Source organism: Bradyrhizobium zhengyangense, from assembly GCF_022012555.1.
Classification (GTDB): domain Bacteria; phylum Pseudomonadota; class Alphaproteobacteria; order Rhizobiales; family Xanthobacteraceae; genus Bradyrhizobium; species Bradyrhizobium zhengyangense.
The window spans coordinates 661,057-680,056 of the sequence record NZ_JAKLTZ010000002.1; the positions used below are offsets into that span (position 1 = coordinate 661,057).

The window sequence follows — 19,000 nt, forward strand, 5'->3', positions numbered from 1 at the left end:
ATGTCGATTGCCGCAGAACGCAAAGCGGAAGTCATCAAGACGAATGCCACCAAGGCCGGTGATACCGGTTCGCCCGAGGTTCAGGTCGCGATCCTGTCGGAACGCATCAACAACCTGACCAGCCATTTCAAGACCCACGTGAAGGACAACCATTCGCGTCGTGGCCTCTTGAAGCTGGTTTCGACCCGCCGCTCGCTCCTCGACTATCTGAAGAAGAAGGACGAGGCGCGGTACAAGGCGCTGCTCGAGAAGCACAACATTCGTCGCTAAGAGTTCTTGCGCGCGCCACTGGCGCGCGTTTTAGCGTGGTTTCGAGCGAAAGCGCTTATTTCAGGGTTTTTGATCGAGGCTCACGCGTACCGTCCGGTGCGGGCCAATGGTGCTTCGCATCCGGGAGCACGATCAGCGAAGACCGCGATTCGGTGTTCGCAGTCGTGCCGACTGACAGTCCAGCAGCAATCCGGCGGCTGGGCGCAACGGGCAAGGTGCCCGTATGACCCGAAAGGATGGACGCCATCCGACATCCAAAGACCATGGCAGGATCGCAGGACGCTGATCACCCGCTCCGATCAGCGTCCTGCAATCTTGACATGGTTTTTGTTTTTCGAGCCGTCCCTTCTTTCGAGAACCCATGAAAGAAGACCTCTATGTTCAATAAGCATTCAGTCGAAATCGACTGGGGCGGACGCCCTCTCAAGCTCGAAACCGGCAAGATCGCACGCCAGGCCGACGGCGCTGTGCTCGCCACCTATGGCGAGACCGTGGTGCTCGCCACCGTCGTCGCGGCGAAGGCGCCGCGTGAAGGCGTCGACTTCCTGCCGCTGACCGTCGACTACCAGGAAAAGACCTACGCAGCTGGCCGCATTCCCGGCGGCTATTTCAAGCGCGAAGGTCGTCCGACCGAGAAGGAGACGCTGGTCTCCCGCCTGATCGACCGTCCGATCCGTCCGCTGTTCGTCGACGGCTGGCGCAACGAAACCCAGGTGATCGCCACCGTGCTGTCGCACGACATGGAGAACGATCCTGACATCGTCGCGCTCGTGGCCTCCTCCGCCGCGCTGACCCTGTCCGGCGCGCCCTTCAAGGGCCCGATCGGCGCCGCCCGCGTCGGCTTCGCCAATGACGAATTCATCCTCAACCCGACGCTCGACGAGATGGTCGACACCCAGCTCGACCTCGTCGTTGCCGGTACCGCCGACGCCGTGCTGATGGTGGAATCGGAGGCCAAGGAGCTGAACGAAGACATCATGCTCGGCGCCGTGATGTTCGGTCACCGCCACTTTCAGCCGGTCATCAACGCGATCATCGAACTCGCCGAGAAGGCCGCCAAGGAGCCGCGCGAAGTCACCGTCATCGACAACGCCGCGCTCGAGAAGGAAATGCTCGGCCTCGTCGAGGCGGAGCTGCGCACCGCCTACGCCATCCCGGTCAAGCAGGATCGCTACGCCGCGGTCGGCAAGGTCAAGGAAAAGGTGATCGCCCACTATTTCCCCGAAGGGCAGGAGCCAAAGTACGACAAGCTGCGCATCAGCGCCGTGTTCAAGGAGCTCGAAGCGAAGATCGTTCGCTGGAACATCCTCGACACCGGCAAGCGCATCGACGGCCGTGACAGCAAGACCGTGCGCAACATCATCGCCGAAGTCGGCGTGCTGCCGCGCGCGCACGGCTCGGCGCTGTTCACCCGCGGTGAGACCCAGGGCCTGGTCGTGACCACGCTCGGCACCGGCGAGGACGAGCAGTACATCGACGCGTTGTCGGGAACGTACAAAGAGACGTTCCTGCTGCACTACAACTTCCCTCCCTACTCGGTCGGTGAGACCGGTCGCCTCGGCGGCACCAAGCGCCGCGAGATCGGCCACGGCAAGCTGGCCTGGCGCGCGATCCACCCGGTGCTGCCGCCGCATCACGAGTTCCCGTACACGATCCGCGTGGTCTCCGAGATCACCGAGTCCAACGGCTCCTCGTCGATGGCTTCGGTCTGCGGCGCCTCGCTCGCGCTGATGGACGCTGGCGTGCCGTTGAAGCGGCCGACCGCGGGCATCGCGATGGGCCTGATCCTCGAAGACAAGCGCTATGCGGTTCTCTCCGACATCCTCGGCGACGAGGATCATCTCGGCGACATGGACTTCAAGGTGGCGGGTACCGAACAGGGTATCACCTCGCTCCAGATGGACATCAAGATCGAGGGCATCACCGAGGAGATCATGAAGGTCGCCCTCGGCCAGGCCAAGGAAGGTCGTATCCACATCCTCGGCGAGATGGCGAAGGCGCTCACCAACGCGCGCGCCGAACTCGGCGAATACGCGCCGCGCATCGAGACCTTCAAGATCGCCACCGACAAGATCCGCGAAGTGATCGGCACCGGCGGCAAGGTGATCCGCGAGATCGTCGAGAAGACCGGCGCCAAGGTCAACATCGAGGACGACGGCACCGTGAAGGTCGCCTCCTCCGATGGCGAAGCGATGAAGGCCGCGATCAAGTGGATCAAGTCGATCGCATCCGATCCGGAAGTTGGCCAGATCTATGACGGCACCGTCGTCAAGGTGATGGAGTTCGGCGCCTTCGTGAACTTCTTCGGTTCGAAGGACGGTCTCGTTCACATCAGCCAGCTCGCGGCCAACCGCGTGCAGAAGACCTCCGACGTCGTCAAGGAAGGCGACAAGGTCAAGGTCAAGCTGCTCGGCTTCGACGATCGCGGCAAGACCCGCCTCTCGATGAAGGTCGTCGACCAGACCACCGGCGAAGACCTCGAAGGCAAGGGCGGCGAGGGCGAGAAGGCCCCGCGCGAAGCGGCCGGCGAGTAATCGCTCCAAGTCAACGTCAGAAACACGAAGGGCGGCCTTTCGGCCGCCCTTTTTGTTTGTCGCTTGCTGTGTTGTTGGCGTCACGCCGCGATGTCGAACCGGTCGAGGTTCATCACCTTGGTCCAGGCCTTGGCGAAATCCTTCACGAACTGCTCCTTGGAGTCGGACGTGGCATAGACCTCGGCGTAGGCGCGGAGCTGCGAGTGCGCGCCGAAGATGAGATCGACGCGCGTGCCGCTCCACTTCACCGCATTGGTCTTGCGGTCGCGCCCTTCGTAGGTGCCGTCGGCCGCCGGCGTCCATTGCGTGCTCATGTCGAGCAGGTTGACGAAGAAGTCGTTCGTCAGCGTTCCCACCTTGGAGGTGAAGACGCCGTTCTTCGACCCGTTCGCATTGGCGCCGAGCACGCGCAGACCGCCGACGAGCGCCGTCATTTCAGGTCCAGTGAGCCGCAGAAGCTGCGCGCGGTCGACGAGCGCCTCCTCCTGTTGCATGAACTGCTGACGCTTGCCGATGAAGTTGCGGAAACCGTCGGCCCGCGGCTCCAGCGGAGCAAACGAAGCTACATCAGTCTGCTCCTGCGACGCGTCCATGCGGCCCGGCGTGAAACCGACCTTGACGTCAACGCCGGCATCCTTGGCGGCCTTCTCGACCGCAGCAGTGCCGCCGAGAACGATCAGGTCGGCAAGCGAGACCTTCTTCGCACCAACGCTGAACTCCTTCTGGATCGCTTCGAGCTTGCCGAGCACCTTGGAAAGCTGGGCCGGCTGGTTGACCTCCCAGTCCTTCTGCGGAGCAAGACGGATGCGCGCGCCATTGGCGCCGCCGCGCTTGTCCGAGCCGCGGAACGTCGAGGCCGAGGCCCAGGCAGTTGAGACCAGCTCGGAGACCGACAGACCCGAAGCCAGGATCTTGGACTTCAGCGCCGCGATGTCCTGATCAGACACCAGCTCGTGGTTCACGGCCGGGATCGGATCCTGCCAGATCAGCGTCTCCTTCGGCACCAGCGGGCCGAGGTAGCGCTGGATCGGCCCCATGTCGCGATGAGTCAGCTTGAACCAGGCGCGGGCGAAGGCGTCGGCGAACTGATCGGGATGCTCGAGGAAGCGCCGCGAGATCTTCTCATAGGCCGGATCCATGCGCAGCGAGAGGTCGGTCGTCAGCATTGTCGGCCGATGCTTCTTCGACTTGTCGAAGGCATCAGGAATGATCGCGTCAGCACCCTTGGCCGTCCACTGGTTCGCACCACCAGGGCTCTTCGTCAGCTCCCATTCGTACTTGAACAGGTTCTCGAAGAAGTTGTTGCTCCACTTCGTCGGCGTCGTGGTCCAGGTCACTTCGAGGCCGCTGGTGATGGAATCACCGGCGAGGCCCGAGGCGTGCTTGCTCTTCCAGCCGAGGCCCTGATCTTCCAGCGCGCCCGCTTCCGGCTCGGGACCAACCAGCGACGGATCGCCCGCGCCATGGGTCTTGCCGAAGGTGTGGCCGCCGGCGATCAGCGCGACGGTCTCTTCGTCGTTCATCGCCATCCGGAAGAAGGTCTCGCGGATGTCCTTGGCCGCGGCGACCGGATCCGGCTTGCCGTTCGGGCCTTCCGGATTGACGTAGATGAGACCCATCTGCACCGCGCCGAGCGGCTCGGCGAGCTGGCGTTCGCCGCTGTAACGCTCATCGCCCAGCCAGGTGCCTTCCGGACCCCAATAGAGCTCTTCCGGCTCCCAGACGTCGGCGCGACCACCGGCAAACCCGAACGTCTTGAAGCCCATCGACTCCAGCGCGACGTTGCCGGCGAGCACCATCAGATCGGCCCAGGAAATCTTGCGGCCGTATTTCTGCTTGATCGGCCAGAGCAGCCGGCGCGCCTTGTCGAGGTTGGCGTTGTCAGGCCAGGAGTTGAGCGGAGCGAAACGCTGCTGACCGGCACCGGCGCCGCCACGGCCATCGGTGATGCGATAGGTACCCGCGCTGTGCCAGGCCATGCGGATCATGAGACCGCCATAGTGGCCGAAATCGGCGGGCCACCATTCCTGCGAATCCGTCATCAAAACGGTGAGGTCCTTGATCACCGCGTTCAGGTCGAGCGTCTTGAATTCCTTGGCGTAGTCGAACGCCTCGCCCATCGGATCGGACAGGCTGGAATTCTTGTGCAGCATGTCGATGCTGAGATTGGTGGGCCACCAGTCGCGGTTCGCTGGCACGCGTTTGCCGCCCGAAAACGGGCACTTCGAAGTGTCGTCCATGAATACCTCCTCTGGTGGCGTCCGACTGCGCCATTGACCAGGTCAGACCACTGTAAGCGTCGCGAACGATCAGGGGAAGTTGACTTTAATGATCGCTGCGATAGGATTTTCTGATGATCAACCTGACGCTGCGCCAGCTGCGATATTTCGACGCATTGGCGCGCCACGGTCATTTCGGCCGCGCCGCGGAGTCCTGTTCCATCTCGCAGCCGGCGCTGTCGATGCAGATCAAGGAACTCGAGGAGGCGCTCGGCGGGCTGCTGCTGGAGCGCAGCGCCCGGCAGGTCGCGCTGACCCGGTTCGGCGAGGAGCTCGCACAGCGCGTTCGCGACATCCTGCGCTCGGTCGATGAGCTCGGCGATTTCGCCCGCGCCTCGCAGGACCGTTTTGCGGGTCGGTTGCGGATCGGCATGATCCCGACGATCGCGCCGTATCTCCTGCCCAAGATCACCAAGAACCTGACGCGCATGCATCCGGAACTCGACATCCGTGTGCGCGAGACGATGACGCCGCGGCTGATCCAGGAGCTGGTCGAAGGCCGGCTCGACACCGCGATCGTGGCCCTGCCGGTCTCCGAGCCCTCGCTCACCGAGGTCGCGCTGTTCGAGGAAAAATTCCTGCTGGTGCGGCCGGGCACGGATGCGGGCACTCCAGCGCCGTCGCGAGAGATGATGCGCGAGATGCGGCTGTTGCTGCTCGAGGAGGGCCATTGCTTCCGCGACCAGGCGCTGTCGTTCTGCAACATGCAGTCGGCGCCGCCGCGCGAGATGCTGGATGCGAATTCGCTGTCGACGCTGGTGCAGATGGTCAGCGCCGGCATCGGCGTCACCCTGATTCCGGAGATGGCGGTGTCAGTGGAGACGCGATCGGCGTCGGTCTCGCTGTCGCGCTTCCGCGACCCCGAGCCCTCACGCACCATCGGCATGGTCTGGCGTAAAACGAGCCCGCTGGCGCGGCAACTGCTGCAAATCTCCGAAGTGGTGTGCCTGTCCGCCGGCAAGGCACGCCCGCGGCAGGCCGCGCGCAGCCAGAAGGCCTGAGACCGGAATATTCCGAGACAGCCCATATCATTGTAATGACGTCCCCCGCGGCGGAGAGATCGAACCGAGAGCGCCAATGCCTGATCTAATCATCCGCCCCGCCCGTGCCGAGGAATATGACGAGATCGGCCGCGTCTGGATGGAGAGCTGGGTCTCGACCGGACTTGGCGAAGCGAGCGAATTCCTGCTGGCTAATTTGCGGGCGCGCATCCGGCGCGAGATCGAGAACGGCTGGAGCCTGTTCGTTGCCGACGACCATGGCACGATCGCCGCGATGCTCGCACTGCATCTGGCAAAGCTCTATCTCGACATGCTGTTCGTCGGACCCGCCTATCAGGGGCAATCGCTCGGCCGAAAGCTGCTCGCCTTCACGCGCACGCAAATGCCGGACGAGATGTATCTGCGTTGCGTCCGCGAGAACGAAAAGGCCTGGCGCTGGTACGAGCGCGAAGGCTTTGTGTTCGAGAAGGAGGAGATCGAGCCATCGAATGGGTTTATGATGAAGTATTATCGATGGAAGAAAACCGGAGGCCCGCCATGATCAGGCTCTATTGGTCGCCCCGCTCGCGTTCGTTCTCGACGCTCTGGCTGATGGAAGAGAGCGGGCTGCCCTATGAGCGCGTGCTGACCGACATTTCGACGGGCGCGCAGAAAGCGCCGGACTATCTGAAGATCAATCCGATGGGCAAGGTGCCGGCACTCAGCGACGGCGATGCCGCGCTCGGCGAAGCAGCTGCGATTTGCGCCTATATTGCCGACCGCTATCCGGAAACGAAGCTGGCGCCCGCGACCACCGACCCGCGCCGCGCGCGCTATCTGCAATGGCTGTTCTTCTCGCCCAGCTGCATCGAGCCGGCGATCATCCAGATCTTCACCAAGATCGAGGTGCCGACCTCGACCGCCGCCTGGGGCAGCGCGACGCAGGTCTTCGACGTACTGGAAGCGGCGCTCGAAAAGGGGCCGTGGATTCTCGGCGAGGAATTTTCCGCCGCCGACATCACGATCGGCGCGGGGCTGAATTTCGCGGTGCGCCTGTTCAAGATGGTGCCGTCGCGCCCGGCCTTCGACGCCTACATCGCGCGCTGCATGGCGCGTCCGGCGTTTCAGCGCGCGGAGAAGATTGCTGCGGGTTAGCCTTCGGCCTTCAAATCATCCGGCCGCGGCATCAGCACGATGTTGTAGCCGGAATCGACATAGTGGATCTCGCCGGTCACACCGCCCGAGAGATCAGACAGCAGATACAGCGCCGAGCCGCCGAGCTCGTCGAGCGTGACGCCGCGGCGGAGCGGCGAATGCTTCTGCATGAAGGCGAACATCGCGCGCGCCTCGCCGATGCCGGAGCCGGCCAGCGTGCGGATGGGGCCGGCCGAGATCGCATTGACGCGGATACCGCGCGGCCCGAAGTCGGAGGCGAGATAGCGCACCGAGGCTTCCAGCGCCGCCTTGGCCACGCCCATCACATTGTAATTGGGCATCGAGCGCTCCGAGGCGCCGAAGGTCAGCGTGATCATGCTGCCGCCGTCCGTCATCAGCTCGGCCGCACGTTTTGCAACCTCCGTGAACGAGAAGCAGGAGATCACCATGGTGCGCGAAAAATTCTCGCGGCTGGTGTCGGCGTAGCGGCCCTTCAGCTCGTTCTTGTCGGCGAAGCCGATCGCGTGGATGACGAAATCGAGCTTGCCCCATTTTTCGCGAAGCACGGCGAAGGTCGCATCGACGCTGGCGATGTCCTCGACGTCGCAAGGCAGCACCAATTCCACGCCGAGCGATTCCGCCAGCGGCTTGACGCGTTTGCCGAGGGCTTCGCCCTGGAAGGTGAAGGCAAGCTCGGCGCCGTGGGCATGCAACGTCTTCGCCATGCCCCAGGCGATCGAATGATCATTGGCGATGCCCATGATCAGACCGCGCTTGCCTTTCATCAAACCTTCCATGGCCCGGCGGCTCCTTATCATTCCGACGTCATCGCCCGCGCAGGCGGGCGATCCAATATTCCAGAGACAGCAATTATGGGCCGAAATGCCGCGGCGTACTGGCTGCCCCGCTTTCGCGGGGCATGACAGTGTGCTGGCCTCACACGTCCATCCGGCTGAACACCAGCGTGGCGTTGGTGCCGCCGAAGCCGAACGAGTTCGACAGCACGGTGCCGATCTTGACGTTGTCGATGCGCTTGCGCACGATCGGCATGTCGGCGAAGACAGGATCGAGCTCCTGGATGTGCGCGCTCTCGCAGATGAAGCCGTTGTTCATCATCAGCAGCGAGTAGATCGCCTCCTGCACGCCGGTCGCGCCGAGCGAGTGGCCGGTCAGCGCCTTGGTCGCCGAGATCGGCGGGCACTTTTCGCCGGCGCCGAACACGCGACGAAGCGCATCGATTTCCGGCGGGTCGCCGGCCGGCGTCGAAGTGGCGTGCGGGTTGATGTAGTCGACCTTGGTCTTCACCGTCGACATCGCCATGCGCATGCAGCGCTCGGCACCTTCACCTGACGGCGCGACCATGTCGTAGCCGTCGGAGGTCGCGCCATAGCCGACGATCTCGCCGTAGATCCGCGCGCCGCGCGCCCTGGCATGCTCAAGCTCTTCCAGCACCAGCACACCGGCGCCGCCGGCGATGACAAAGCCGTCGCGGTTGACGTCGTAGGGACGCGAGGCGGTGGCGGGCGTGTCGTTATATTTGGAGGACATCGCGCCCATGGCATCGAACAGCACCGACAGCGACCAGTCGAGCTCCTCGCAGCCGCCGGCGAAGATGACGTCCTGCTTGCCGATCTGGATCGTCTCATAGGCATTGCCGACGCAGTGGTTCGACGTCGCGCAGGCCGAGGAGATCGAATAGTTCACGCCCTTGATCTTGAACCAGGTCGCAAGCGTCGCCGACGCCGTGGACGACATCGCCTTCGGCACCGCAAACGGACCGACGCGCTTCGGTCCCTTGGTGCGGGTGATGTCGGCGGCTTCGACGATGGTGCGAGCGGACGGACCACCGGAGCCCATGATGATACCGGTGCGAATGTTGGAGACTTCGTCAGGCGACAGACCGGAGTCCTGGATCGCCTGTTCCATCGCGATGTGATTCCACGCGGCGCCCTGTCCGAGGAAACGCATCGCCCGGCGGTCGACCACTGTCGAAGGATCGAGCGTCGGTGCACCTTGCACCTGTGAACGGAAGCCGAGCTCGGCATATTTCTCCGCCCGCGAAATGCCCGACTTCGCCTCGTGAAGGCTCGCAAGCACTTCCTGGGTGTTGTTTCCGATCGACGAGACGATACCCATCCCGGTGACCACAACCCGCCTCATGACAGCCTCGCCTAAATCGTTGTCTTCTTGGTAATGCGCGTTAGCCCAGGTTCACGCCCTGCTTGAACAGGCCGACTTTCAGATCCTTGGCGCGATAAATAATCTGGTCATCGACCGAAAGCCATCCATCGGCAATGCCGAGCACGAGCTTTGAACGCATCACGCGCTTGATATCGACGTTGTACACAACCTTGCGGGCCTCGGGCAGCACCTGGCCGCTGAACTTCAATTCGTTCAAGCCAAGTGCACGGCCACGACCTTCGCCGCCGGTCCAGCCCAGATAAAAGCCGACCATTTGCCACAGCGCGTCGAGGCCGAGGCAACCCGGCATCACGGGATCGTTCTTGAAGTGGCAGCCGAAGAACCAGAGGTCAGGCTTCACGTCGAGCTCGGCGCGCACCAGGCCCTTGCCGAACTCGCCACCATTGTCGTTAATTTCCGTGATGCGGTCGAACATCAGCATCGGCGGCAGCGGCAATTGTGCATTGCCGGGGCCGAACATCTCACCGCGGGCACATGCCAGCAAATCTTCGTATTCGTAACCGTTGCGCCTGTTCAGCATGCGGAAGCCTCTGTTTGAACCCCGATTGAGCGGCGTTTCTGGCAAAAATGGGCCCCATCCTGCTCGGAAGGCAACACCAATTGCCGTCCTCAGGCGCCAATACCGAGAGCCGGATCGGCCGCGGGCCGGGCCCCAATGCCTGGCCGCGCCAAAAATCGGTTGGGCGGAACCGCGCGCTCTCTAACACAGGCCTTTTCGGGTAGCAAAGCCGTCCCATGAAGGTAAAATGACGGAGCTCCAGGCCGGTTCCTCAGCTGATTAGAACCAGTCTAGTTGCGAGAAACTTGCATCTGCATCTATCTGTCCATATATTGCAGATAGAGAGTGTTCACGCGTGCCCGAATTCTGGAAATGAACGAAAACAACGCGATCCGTCACGACGAAGATGCCCATGCGGCCCTTCTGTCCGGCCGCCAGCCGGCCCTCACCGGCTGCCCCTGGCACGACGTCAACGAGATGCTCCAATCTGCCGGTCTGCGGCCGACGCGCCAGCGTATGGCGCTCGGCTGGCTGCTGTTCGGCAAGGGCGCGCGCCACCTCACGGCTGAAATGCTCTATGAGGAAGCGACGCTGGCCAAGGTCCCGGTCTCGCTCGCGACCGTCTACAACACGCTGAACCAGCTGACCGATGCCGGCCTGCTGCGCCAGGTCAGCGTCGACGGCACCAAGACCTATTTCGACACCAACGTCACCACCCACCACCATTACTATCTCGAGAACAGCCACGAGCTGGTCGATATCGAGGATCCGCATCTGGCGCTGTCCAAGATGCCGGAGGTGCCGGAGGGGTACGAGATCGCGCGCATCGACATGGTCGTGCGGCTGCGTAAGAAGCGCTGAGACTCACGCTCTGGCGTCGTCCCGGCGAAGCCAGCGCGTCAATTCACCTGCTCGTCCGCGTAGACGCCCCAGAGGCGCTCCTGCTGGATCCAGCCGTCAAAGCCGTTGCCGGTGACGTGGCACCAGCTGGTGGTGCATTTTTTCACTGTCGTCACGACACCGGCCTGGAGCTTTGCGGCCACCGCGCTGTCGGGATCGGCGTGGTCATAGATCGGCGCGAGGTCGTCCTTGTTTTTCATGGTGACCACCGCAGTGCGGCGGCCCGACAGCAGCGAGTGATAGACCCACCCCTCGGCGCCTTCGGAATCGCGCACCCGGCGCCAGTTTTCGAACTCTGCGGTGATTTCGACCGGCAGGCCGGCGCGGGTGTAGACCCAGGCCACGTCATTGTCCTTGGTCGGGCCGGCGCGGACGTTCACGTGATCCGATTTGAGGCTGACATAGCGCGGCACCGGCAGGCCGCTGGCGGTCTGAGGCGTGGTGTCCTTGGCCGAGTGCGAGGGGCCGACCGAGGCGCTCCACCAGGTGCAAACGAGCGCCATCACCGAACAAAAACGCCCCAACGCCATCAACCCGTCTCCTGTCGAAGACCCGGCTGAACCGGGCCCTCACCCCAAAATTCCAAACCCTGCCGCGCAACGCCCCTCTCCCGCCCCACGCGGGTGTTCCCGAAGCGCCAGCCCTGGTTCTTGTCTTGGCCCGGCCTTCTGCTAGAGAGGACGGACATCTGAACAACCAGTTTGCCCCGATTTTCCGGTCGGAAAGCGGGGCGATAGCTTGAAGGAAACGCCGGGGACGACACGGCAAAGGCAGTGTCGAACAACCGGGTTAATGAGGCCTCAACAGCCGGCCCTTGGCGACAAAGGCCGCCTGCAACGCCTCATGAGGGCAGGACATGTCGGTGAAGAAAAAGCCCCTCGTCGTCGTGACGCGCAAGCTGCCGGACTCGATCGAGACCCGGATGCGCGAGCTGTTCGACGCACGCATCAATCTCGACGACACGCCGATGTCGGCCGAACAGCTCGCCGAAGCCGCACGCACCGCCGACATCCTGGTTCCGACGGTCACCGACCACATCAGCGCCGACATCGTCAATCAGCCCGACTGCAAGCTGAAGCTGATCGCCAATTTCGGCAACGGCGTCGACAATATCGATGTCGAGGCCGCACATGCCCGCGGCATCACCGTCACCAACACGCCGAAAGTCCTCACCGAAGACACCGCCGACATGACCATGGCGCTGATCCTGGCCGTGCCGCGCCGGATGATCGAAGGCGCCTCGGTGCTGACGGAAGGAAAACCCTGGGCCGGCTGGTCGCCGACCTGGATGCTGGGCCACCGCATCGGCGGCAAGCGCCTCGGCATCATCGGCATGGGCCGCATCGGCCAGGCGGTCGCGCGCCGTGCCCGCGCCTTCGGTCTGCAGATCCACTATCATAACCGCCGTCCCGTCGCCCCGAAGATCGCCGAAGAGCTTGGCGCGACCTATTGGGAAAGCCTCGACCAGATGCTGGCGCGGATGGACATCATCTCGGTGAACTGTCCGCATACGCCGGCGACCTACCATCTGCTGTCCGCGCGGCGGCTGAAGCTGATCCGGAAAGACGCCTACATCGTCAACACCGCGCGTGGCGAAGTGACTGACGAGGACACGCTGATCAAGTTGATCGAAGGCGGCGAGATCGGCGGCGCCGGCCTCGACGTCTACGAGCACGAGCCGGCGGTCAATCCGAAGCTGGTGCGGCTTGCGAAGGCCGGCAAGGTGATCTTGATGCCGCATATGGGCTCGGCAACGATCGAGGGCCGCGTCGAGATGGGCGAGAAGGTCATCATCAACATCCGCACCTTCCTCGACGCCCACAAGCCGCCGGATCGCGTGCTGCCGAGCATGCTCTGAGGGCGCCGCGGTCCTCCCGTTGAAGAAGGGTTGCCGCATGGGCGCAGGGGACACGGAGCTGTCATCGCGCGTGACCCCTTCGCCGCAGCGAGACCATGTCCTCACCGTGTTGGCCGCCGGGCTTCTGGCGGCAACTCTTGCGGCGATCTGTCATGAAACGGTTGGGCACGGCCTGGGCTGCATTGCCGCAGGCGGTGACATCCAGTTGCTGACATCCATCTGGTTCCGCTGTCACGGAGCGACGTCGCTGACCGATGCAGGCGGCGCCATATCCGGCTTGGTGCTTGGCGGGCTGGTCCTCGCGCTGCCGATACGCGGCGTCCGCAACTCCGCGCTGAGGATGACGCTGTTCATGTTCGGCGCAATCAGCTTGCTGTGGGTAGCGGCCCAGCTCATCGCTCATCCTGCTCTTGATCGGGATGATTGGCACTTCATCGCAATGCGCTGGCACTGGCCCTTGGTCTGGCGTCCGTTGCTCGCCACTGTTGGCGTACTCTCCTACGTGGCAATCATGCGCTGGATCTCCTTGCTTCTTCGTGATCCAGCGGCGCCGAGCGCGCGTGCGATCTTTCTGGCCTATGTTGCGGCGACGATCTCAGCCGTGCTGGCCGGATGGATGTGGGCGCCCCTGCCCGCCCGCAGCGCCCTGGAAGGTCTTCTGACACTGGGCGTGGCGCCCATCGGCCTGCTAGTCGCGGCGGCACGCATCAACACAGACCATTCCGGTGGCGCCCCCATCGCAAAGTCGTGGCTCTTCATCGCCACGAGTTTGTTGGTGTTCGCAGCGTTCGCCCTGGTCCAGGGAAGGGGACTGGGGCCGCTCGCCGATTGTTCCGGGAGCCGGTCCGCACCGACGGAGAGGTGCGTGCTCTGAGCGTCACCCTCCGACGCGGTGGGCGCTGAGATCTGACATCACAGGCCCATCGCCATTGAGCGGATTGGCGGGATCGCGCCCATAGCGCAGCGTTTCGAAGCGCATCGCACGCGCATCGATCATCAGGAGGCGGCCGACCAGGCCCTCGCCGAACCCGACGATCTCGCGGATCGCCTCCAGCGCCATCATCGAGCCCATCACGCCCGCGAGCGCGCCCATGACGCCGGCCTCCGCGCAGGCCGGCACGGTACCCGGCGGCGGCGCTTCCGGAAACAGGCAGCGATAGGTCGGATTGAATTCGCCCTGCTCGTTGGTCTCATGCGCGCGGATGGTGGTGAGCGAGCCGTCGAAGGTGCCGAGCGCCGCAGTGATCAGCGGCCGCTTCGCGAAGAAGCAGGCATCCGACGCCAGATAGCGCGTTGAGAAATTGTCGGAACCATCGAGCACGAGATCGTAATCGCTGATCAGTGCGAGCGCGTTGTCGGCATTGAGCCAGGTGGCATGGCCGACGAAGGAGACATGCGGATTGAGTGCTGCGATCCGCTCGGCCGCGCTCTCGACCTTGTGCCGGCCGATATCGGGCGTGGTGTGGATCACCTGGCGCTGCAGGTTCGACAGCGACACCACGTCGTCATCGACCACGCCGAGCGTGCCGACGCCGGCGGCCGCCAGATACATCAGAGCGGGCGCGCCCAGTCCGCCGGCGCCGATCACCAGCACCGAGGCTCGCTTCAGCGCAGCCTGGCCCGGTCCGCCGACGTCGCGCAGCACGATATGGCGGGCATAGCGTTCGAGTTCGTCCGGGCTGAGCAAGCTTTGACTCCTGAACCAGCGCAACATTGTTCGCGACCAACGAGATGTGCTTCAATGGCAGCGCGTTCAATGGGCTGGCTGGATTTGTCATGAGATCGATGCTTGCGGCAACACTGATGTTGGCGTCCGCCACAGGCGCCAGCGCCCAGATGACGACGCCACCGCTGCCCGGCGCCAAGCCGAAAGTGGTCCAGACTGTTCCGATCAAGCCGCCCGCGCTGCAAACCCCGTCGGAAACGGCCGACGCAATGGCGCAAGCCGAGCGGCTGTCGCTCCAGTCCGATCTCGCCTGGGTCGGCGAATATAACGGCGCTATCACCGGTGACGTCAGCTCGCGCATGGTCGATGCCATCAAGGAATACCAGAAGGCCAAAGGCGGCAAGCCGACCGGCGTGCTCAATCCGCAGGAACGCGCCGCGCTCGCCGAGACCGCACGGCGCAAGCAGGACAGCGTCGGCTGGAAAATCGTGACGGAAATGACCAGCGGCGCGCGGCTTGGCATTCCCGCAAAGCTGGTGCCGCAGCAGGCGACCGACGCCAACGGCTCCAAATGGACTTCGCCGACCGGAACCGTGCAGGTGCTGCTGAGCCGCCGCAAGGAGGCGAACCCGACCACAGCAAAACTCGCTGAAACCGAGAAGAAGGAGCCTGCGGGGCGCAAGGTCGACTATACCGTGGTGAAGCCCGATTTCTTCGTGCTTTCAGGGCTCCAGGGCCTGAAGAAGTTTTACGTGCGCGGCACCTTCAAGGGCGACGAAGTCCGCATCATGACGATCCTGTATGACCAGGCCATGGAGAACACGGTCGAACCGGTCGTGATCGCGATGTCGAGCGCGTTCAGTGCGTTTCCGTCGGGACCACAAGCCGGACCGCCGCCGCGCAAGACCGTCGAATACGGCACCGGCATCGTCGTCAGCGACGACGGCGCGATTCTGGCGGATCGTCTCGTCACCGATTCCTGCCTTGCCATCACCATCGGCGGCTACGGCAACGCCGACCGCCTCGCCGAGGACAAGGAGCACGACCTCGCGCTGCTGCACATCTATGGCGCGCGCGGCCTGAAGCCGCTCAGCCTCGCTGGCGGTGCGGCGAAGACGAGCGTCGATGTCGTCGGCATCGCCGACCCGCAGAACCAGGGCGGCGCAGCCGGCGTGTCGAGCGTCAAGGGCGCGCTGGCGCCGGCCACATCAAGCGATTCCGCGTTGTCGCCGCCTCCTGCCGTCGGCTTCTCCGGTGGCCCGGCGATCGACGGCGACGGCAAGTTCGCGGGTATCGCGCTGCTGAAGCCGGCGGTGGTCGCAGGGCCTGCGACATCCATGCCAGCGTCACAGGCGGTGATGGTATCCGCGGAAGCGGTGCGCGACTTCCTGAAGGCGCACGCCATCACGGCGAACGGCACGTCGACGGACGCCAAAGCCGCCGTCGTTCGCGTGATCTGCGTGCGGAAGTAGCATGTTGTGGCGTCCAGTCCTCCTCTGCGCTGCAGTTTCGACCGGGCTGCTCAGCTTTCCGGCCCGGGCGCAGTCGCCGGCACTGCCGACGCCGAAGGTGGAGGAGGTGATGGTGAAGGTGGCGCTGCTGACGCTCAACGACGCCAATCTCACCGGCAACTACAACGTCCTCTACGCGAAAATGGCAGAACCGTTTCGGGAACGTTTCTCCGCTGACACGTTAAAGCGGGCGTTCAAGGCTTTCGCCGGACATCATATCGACGCCATCGCCGGCATGCCGATCGTGGCGACGGAAGATCCCCGGATCGCCGATAGCGGCGCGCTGTTGCTGCGTGGTTATTTCGATACGACGCCTTCGCGACTGAGCTACGAGCTGGACTACGCCATGTCGGAAGGCGAATGGAAGTTGATCACGATCGACGTCAAGGTGCGCTCGACACAGACCAATGCGAGCGCAACCGATCTGATTGCGCGCGCCGCCGCCGACCTCGAAGGTAGCGGCACACAAAAATAGCGACCGTCAGGCGAGCCTGAACCGCACCCCGCCTCGCGCAAGCCCGCCCGATATCCCGATCGGCGTGCCGTCCGCGCGCCAGCAGGCGGCGCCGGTCATGGTGCCGTCGTCGTGGAAGGCGATGCCGTTCATGCCGCCGGCGACGGTCGCAACAGGCTGGACCTCGTGGCCGAGCGCCGTAAGTTTTGCGCACACAGCCTCCGGCACCTGCTGCTCGACCTCGAGCGCATTGCCTTCGGTCCAGACGCGGGGTGCCTCGACGGCTTCCTGCAAGGTCATGCCGTGATCGATCAGGTTGACGAGCGCCTGCATCGCGCTCGGGAAGATGCGTTTTCCACCGGGCAGGCCCAGCGCATAGCGCAGTTTTCCATCACGCAAAGCCATCATCGGTGACATCGAGGTTGTCACGCGCTTGCCTGGCGCCAGTGACAACGCGTGACCGGGCCGCGGATCGAACAGGTTCATGTAATTGTTGGCGATCGCGCCCAGACCCGGGATCATGATCTTGGCGCCGAACAGATTGTTGATGGTCTGCGTGGTCGCGACCACATTGCCGAAGCTATCCGCTGCCGTCATATGCGTGGTGTGCGCGCTTTCGAGTTGCGTCACACCGGCGCCAAAAGCCTGCGCACGCGACGGATCGATCATGCGGCGGCGCTCCTCGGCATAGGCCTTCGAGGTCAGCTTCTCCACGGGCACGCCGACATAATCAGGATCGCCGCTGGCCGCGGCGCGATCGGCGAAGGCGATCTTCAGGACCTCGGCAAGATAGTGGATGGTCTCTGACGTACCGAAGCCGAGGCCGCCGATGTCGTAACCCTCGAGAATGTTCAGCATCTGCGCGATGTGCACGCCGGAGGCCGCGGGCGGCGGCGGGCCGAAAATGGTCCAGCCGCGATAGTCGGCGCGGATCGGCTGCCGCTCGACCGTTTTGTAATTGGTCAGATCATTGCGGCGGATGAATCCGCCTGAATTCTCCATGTAGTCGACCAGGATGTCGCCGAGCGGCCCCTCGTAGAGAGCCTTCTCGCCGTGATCGGCGATAGTGCGCAGGGTCTCGGCATATTCTGATTGCACCACGCGCGCGCCGACCTTGAGCGGCTCGCCACCAGGCAGGAAGACCGCCGCGATCGGCTTGTCCTTGCGCATCGTGGCGGCGCTCTCGCTGATGCATTCGTGCAAATAGGGCGTTACCGCATAGCCGCGCGCGGCGTGCTTGATCGCGGGCTGCATGACGTCGGCAAGCGACATGGTGCCGAATCTTTGTAGCGTCTCACACCAGGCTTTCAGTGAGCCCGGCGTCGCGACCGCTTTCGGCCCGTTCAAATTCTCGTTGCCGACGGTGTCGAACACGTCGTGAGCCGAACCCGGCTTCGACGTGTAGGTGGCGTCGCGCACCGAAGCGGGCACGGTGCTCTGGCCGTCGATGACGCGATGGCTGCCGTCGGCGAGGCGGATATGCGCCATGCCGCCGCCGATGATGCCGACCATCATCGGCTCGACAACGGTCAGCGTGAACAGTGTGGCGATCGCAGCATCGACAGCGTTGCCGCCGGCCGCCAGCATCTCGGCGCCGGCGCTGGACGCCAGCGGGTGGTTGCTCACCACCATGCCGCGGCTCGAGACCGCCGGCATCTTCTGACATTCAAAGATCGTTGCCGTCCGGTCGCGCCAGTTTCCGCCCATGCCTGATGTCCTTCTTGTTCACGATAGCGAGCACATCACACGCAGGATTACGGGTCCAGTAATGGTACGGATTAGCTGGCATTCCTGATTCTGCCATCATCATTACCGTTGATTCGGACATCCGCGGTCCCCTTTGGATCGGGCAGGGCACGTCCTGAGCGAGAAGAGCTCAGCATCGAAAATGCGATGCACGTTCGCGTGGCGTTATCCCGAGACCCAAGCACTCCAAAGGATTCAACTCTCCATGCACACGATCGTACTCGCCACCCAAAAGGGCGGCAGTGGCAAGAGCACTCTCGCCATCGGCCTGGCGCTGGCTGCCAAGCAGGCCGGCTTCACCGTTCGCCTGATCGAGACCGACCCGCAGGGCACCCTGTCCAACTGGGCGCGCCGCCGCAACAACGACGATGTCGTCGTCGAGCCGATCTATCACGCCGCCGATTTCGCGCCGCGGCTGAAGATGCTGGCCGACAGCGGTCTCCAGCTCGCGATCGTCGACACCGCGGCCGGCCTGTCCGCCGCGACCACCGCCGCGATCCGCCACTCCGACCTCTGCCTGATCCCGGCCCGCCCAAGCGTCGCCGACATCGAGGCGACGGTCTCCACCGTCAGCGTCGCGCGCGCCTGGAAGCGCCCCTACAGCTTCGTGCTGAACCAGACGCCGATCCGCGGCCAGCGCATCGACAACGCCGCCAACACCCTCGCCGAGGAAGCCGCGCTCGATCTCGCCGAAGTGCTCGCCCGCCCGCTGATCGTGATGCGCAACGACCACCAGGACTCGCTCGCCTCGGGCCTCGCCGTCAGCGAGTTCGCGCCGAACGGCAAGTCGACCGAGGAGGTCCGCGGCCTCTGGCGCTGGATCGAGACCCGTCTCGAGCTCTCCGCCGGCAATCTCCTGATCGATCAGGTCCTGTCGGCAGCAGACGGAGTGCTGCATGCCGCCACCGAGCTGTCGACGGACGAAACCCCCGTTCTGGCGTCCTGA

Annotated in this window: 18 protein-coding genes; 11 read left to right on the forward strand and 7 right to left on the reverse strand. The window is 64.0% G+C overall.

Going from position 1 to position 19,000, the window contains the following annotated elements; all coding sequences use genetic code 11:
- Window positions 1-270: a 30S ribosomal protein S15 gene (gene rpsO / locus L6639_RS08300; RefSeq protein WP_028133641.1), complete on the forward strand. Its 270-nt coding sequence runs from the start codon at window positions 1-3 to the stop codon at window positions 268-270.
- A 377-nt stretch (window positions 271-647) separates the two neighbouring features.
- Entirely contained in the window at window positions 648-2,804 is a 2,157-nt protein-coding gene (pnp, locus tag L6639_RS08305) for a polyribonucleotide nucleotidyltransferase (RefSeq protein WP_237860637.1), read from the forward strand.
- A gap of 80 nt (window positions 2,805-2,884) precedes the next feature.
- On the opposite strand, the gene katG is transcribed toward pnp, so the two are convergent.
- Window positions 2,885-5,044, reverse strand: coding sequence for a catalase/peroxidase HPI (gene katG / locus L6639_RS08310; RefSeq protein ID WP_237860639.1), 2,160 nt, complete (start codon window positions 5,042-5,044; stop codon window positions 2,885-2,887).
- Between the two features lie 113 nt (window positions 5,045-5,157).
- On the opposite strand from katG, the gene L6639_RS08315 reads away from it, so the two are divergent.
- The 3 genes from L6639_RS08315 (at window position 5,158) to L6639_RS08325 (ending at window position 7,218) form a co-directional block, all read left to right on the forward strand.
- Window positions 5,158-6,084: a hydrogen peroxide-inducible genes activator gene (locus L6639_RS08315; protein WP_237860641.1), complete on the forward strand. Its 927-nt coding sequence runs from the start codon at window positions 5,158-5,160 to the stop codon at window positions 6,082-6,084.
- Between the two features lie 76 nt (window positions 6,085-6,160).
- Window positions 6,161-6,625 carry a GNAT family N-acetyltransferase gene (locus tag L6639_RS08320; protein WP_237860643.1) on the forward strand — a complete coding sequence of 155 codons (465 nt, stop codon included), beginning with the start codon at window positions 6,161-6,163 and terminating at the stop codon, window positions 6,623-6,625.
- A complete protein-coding gene (locus tag L6639_RS08325; protein WP_237860645.1) occupies window positions 6,622-7,218 on the forward strand; it encodes a glutathione S-transferase family protein in 597 nt (198 codons plus the stop codon). The genes L6639_RS08320 and L6639_RS08325 overlap by 4 nt, the downstream gene beginning before the upstream one ends.
- Here the strand turns inward: L6639_RS08325 and fabI are convergent.
- The 3 genes from fabI to fabA all read right to left on the reverse strand — a co-directional run bounded on the left by fabI (window position 7,215) and on the right by fabA (window position 9,940).
- Complete coding sequence (fabI, locus tag L6639_RS08330; RefSeq protein WP_237860647.1) at window positions 7,215-8,015, reverse strand: enoyl-ACP reductase FabI; 801 nt, start codon at window positions 8,013-8,015, stop codon at window positions 7,215-7,217. The two genes, L6639_RS08325 and fabI, sit on opposite strands and share 4 nt — an antisense overlap.
- A 139-nt stretch (window positions 8,016-8,154) precedes the next feature.
- Complete coding sequence (gene fabB, locus L6639_RS08335; RefSeq protein ID WP_128948745.1) at window positions 8,155-9,378, reverse strand: beta-ketoacyl-ACP synthase I; 1,224 nt, start codon at window positions 9,376-9,378, stop codon at window positions 8,155-8,157.
- Between the two features lie 40 nt (window positions 9,379-9,418).
- A complete protein-coding gene (gene fabA / locus L6639_RS08340) occupies window positions 9,419-9,940 on the reverse strand; it encodes a bifunctional 3-hydroxydecanoyl-ACP dehydratase/trans-2-decenoyl-ACP isomerase (RefSeq protein WP_237860649.1) in 522 nt (173 codons plus the stop codon).
- 351 nt (window positions 9,941-10,291) lie between these two features.
- Between fabA and irrA the strand changes: the two genes are divergently transcribed.
- Window positions 10,292-10,780 (forward strand): iron response transcriptional regulator IrrA, encoded by a 489-nt coding sequence (gene irrA / locus L6639_RS08345; RefSeq protein WP_237860651.1) that lies wholly within the window; start codon window positions 10,292-10,294, stop codon window positions 10,778-10,780.
- A 38-nt stretch (window positions 10,781-10,818) separates the two neighbouring features.
- On the opposite strand, the gene L6639_RS08350 is transcribed toward irrA, so the two are convergent.
- Window positions 10,819-11,349, reverse strand: coding sequence for an SH3 domain-containing protein (locus L6639_RS08350; protein ID WP_237860653.1), 531 nt, complete (start codon window positions 11,347-11,349; stop codon window positions 10,819-10,821).
- A 326-nt stretch (window positions 11,350-11,675) separates the two neighbouring features.
- On the opposite strand from L6639_RS08350, the gene L6639_RS08355 reads away from it, so the two are divergent.
- Both L6639_RS08355 and L6639_RS08360 read left to right on the forward strand, forming a co-directional pair.
- Window positions 11,676-12,677, forward strand: coding sequence for a 2-hydroxyacid dehydrogenase (locus tag L6639_RS08355; RefSeq protein ID WP_237860655.1), 1,002 nt, complete (start codon window positions 11,676-11,678; stop codon window positions 12,675-12,677).
- 37 nt (window positions 12,678-12,714) lie between these two features.
- Window positions 12,715-13,551 (forward strand): hypothetical protein, encoded by an 837-nt coding sequence (locus L6639_RS08360; RefSeq protein ID WP_237860657.1) that lies wholly within the window; start codon window positions 12,715-12,717, stop codon window positions 13,549-13,551.
- A gap of 3 nt (window positions 13,552-13,554) precedes the next feature.
- Here L6639_RS08360 and L6639_RS08365 read toward each other — a convergent pair whose 3' ends face one another.
- Complete coding sequence (locus L6639_RS08365) at window positions 13,555-14,364, reverse strand: HesA/MoeB/ThiF family protein (protein ID WP_237860659.1); 810 nt, start codon at window positions 14,362-14,364, stop codon at window positions 13,555-13,557.
- A gap of 89 nt (window positions 14,365-14,453) precedes the next feature.
- Here L6639_RS08365 and L6639_RS08370 point away from each other — a divergent pair, with 89 nt between their 5' ends.
- Complete coding sequence (locus tag L6639_RS08370) at window positions 14,454-15,815, forward strand: serine protease (protein WP_237860661.1); 1,362 nt, start codon at window positions 14,454-14,456, stop codon at window positions 15,813-15,815.
- Window positions 15,816-15,924: 109 nt separating this feature from the next.
- Complete coding sequence (locus L6639_RS08375) at window positions 15,925-16,329, forward strand: hypothetical protein (protein ID WP_237860663.1); 405 nt, start codon at window positions 15,925-15,927, stop codon at window positions 16,327-16,329.
- A gap of 6 nt (window positions 16,330-16,335) precedes the next feature.
- On the opposite strand, the gene ggt is transcribed toward L6639_RS08375, so the two are convergent.
- A complete protein-coding gene (gene ggt / locus L6639_RS08380) occupies window positions 16,336-18,015 on the reverse strand; it encodes a gamma-glutamyltransferase (RefSeq protein ID WP_237860665.1) in 1,680 nt (559 codons plus the stop codon).
- A 244-nt stretch (window positions 18,016-18,259) separates the two neighbouring features.
- Between ggt and L6639_RS08385 the strand changes: the two genes are divergently transcribed.
- A complete protein-coding gene (locus tag L6639_RS08385; RefSeq protein WP_237860667.1) occupies window positions 18,260-19,000 on the forward strand; it encodes a ParA family protein in 741 nt (246 codons plus the stop codon).

Coding starts and splice junctions, on each gene's coding strand:
- rpsO (WP_028133641.1), top strand. CDS start 1: ATGTCGATTGCCGCAGAACGCAAAGCGGAAGTCATCAAGACGAATGCC.
- pnp (WP_237860637.1), top strand. CDS start 648: ATGTTCAATAAGCATTCAGTCGAAATCGACTGGGGCGGACGCCCTCTC.
- katG (WP_237860639.1), bottom strand. CDS start 5,044: ATGGACGACACTTCGAAGTGCCCGTTTTCGGGCGGCAAACGCGTGCCA.
- L6639_RS08315 (WP_237860641.1), top strand. CDS start 5,158: ATGATCAACCTGACGCTGCGCCAGCTGCGATATTTCGACGCATTGGCG.
- L6639_RS08320 (WP_237860643.1), top strand. CDS start 6,161: ATGCCTGATCTAATCATCCGCCCCGCCCGTGCCGAGGAATATGACGAG.
- L6639_RS08325 (WP_237860645.1), top strand. CDS start 6,622: ATGATCAGGCTCTATTGGTCGCCCCGCTCGCGTTCGTTCTCGACGCTC.
- fabI (WP_237860647.1), bottom strand. CDS start 8,015: ATGGAAGGTTTGATGAAAGGCAAGCGCGGTCTGATCATGGGCATCGCC.
- fabB (WP_128948745.1), bottom strand. CDS start 9,378: ATGAGGCGGGTTGTGGTCACCGGGATGGGTATCGTCTCGTCGATCGGA.
- fabA (WP_237860649.1), bottom strand. CDS start 9,940: ATGCTGAACAGGCGCAACGGTTACGAATACGAAGATTTGCTGGCATGT.
- irrA (WP_237860651.1), top strand. CDS start 10,292: ATGAACGAAAACAACGCGATCCGTCACGACGAAGATGCCCATGCGGCC.
- L6639_RS08350 (WP_237860653.1), bottom strand. CDS start 11,349: ATGGCGTTGGGGCGTTTTTGTTCGGTGATGGCGCTCGTTTGCACCTGG.
- L6639_RS08355 (WP_237860655.1), top strand. CDS start 11,676: ATGTCGGTGAAGAAAAAGCCCCTCGTCGTCGTGACGCGCAAGCTGCCG.
- L6639_RS08360 (WP_237860657.1), top strand. CDS start 12,715: ATGGGCGCAGGGGACACGGAGCTGTCATCGCGCGTGACCCCTTCGCCG.
- L6639_RS08370 (WP_237860661.1), top strand. CDS start 14,454: ATGAGATCGATGCTTGCGGCAACACTGATGTTGGCGTCCGCCACAGGC.
- L6639_RS08375 (WP_237860663.1), top strand. CDS start 15,925: ATGGTGAAGGTGGCGCTGCTGACGCTCAACGACGCCAATCTCACCGGC.
- ggt (WP_237860665.1), bottom strand. CDS start 18,015: ATGGGCGGAAACTGGCGCGACCGGACGGCAACGATCTTTGAATGTCAG.
- L6639_RS08385 (WP_237860667.1), top strand. CDS start 18,260: ATGCACACGATCGTACTCGCCACCCAAAAGGGCGGCAGTGGCAAGAGC.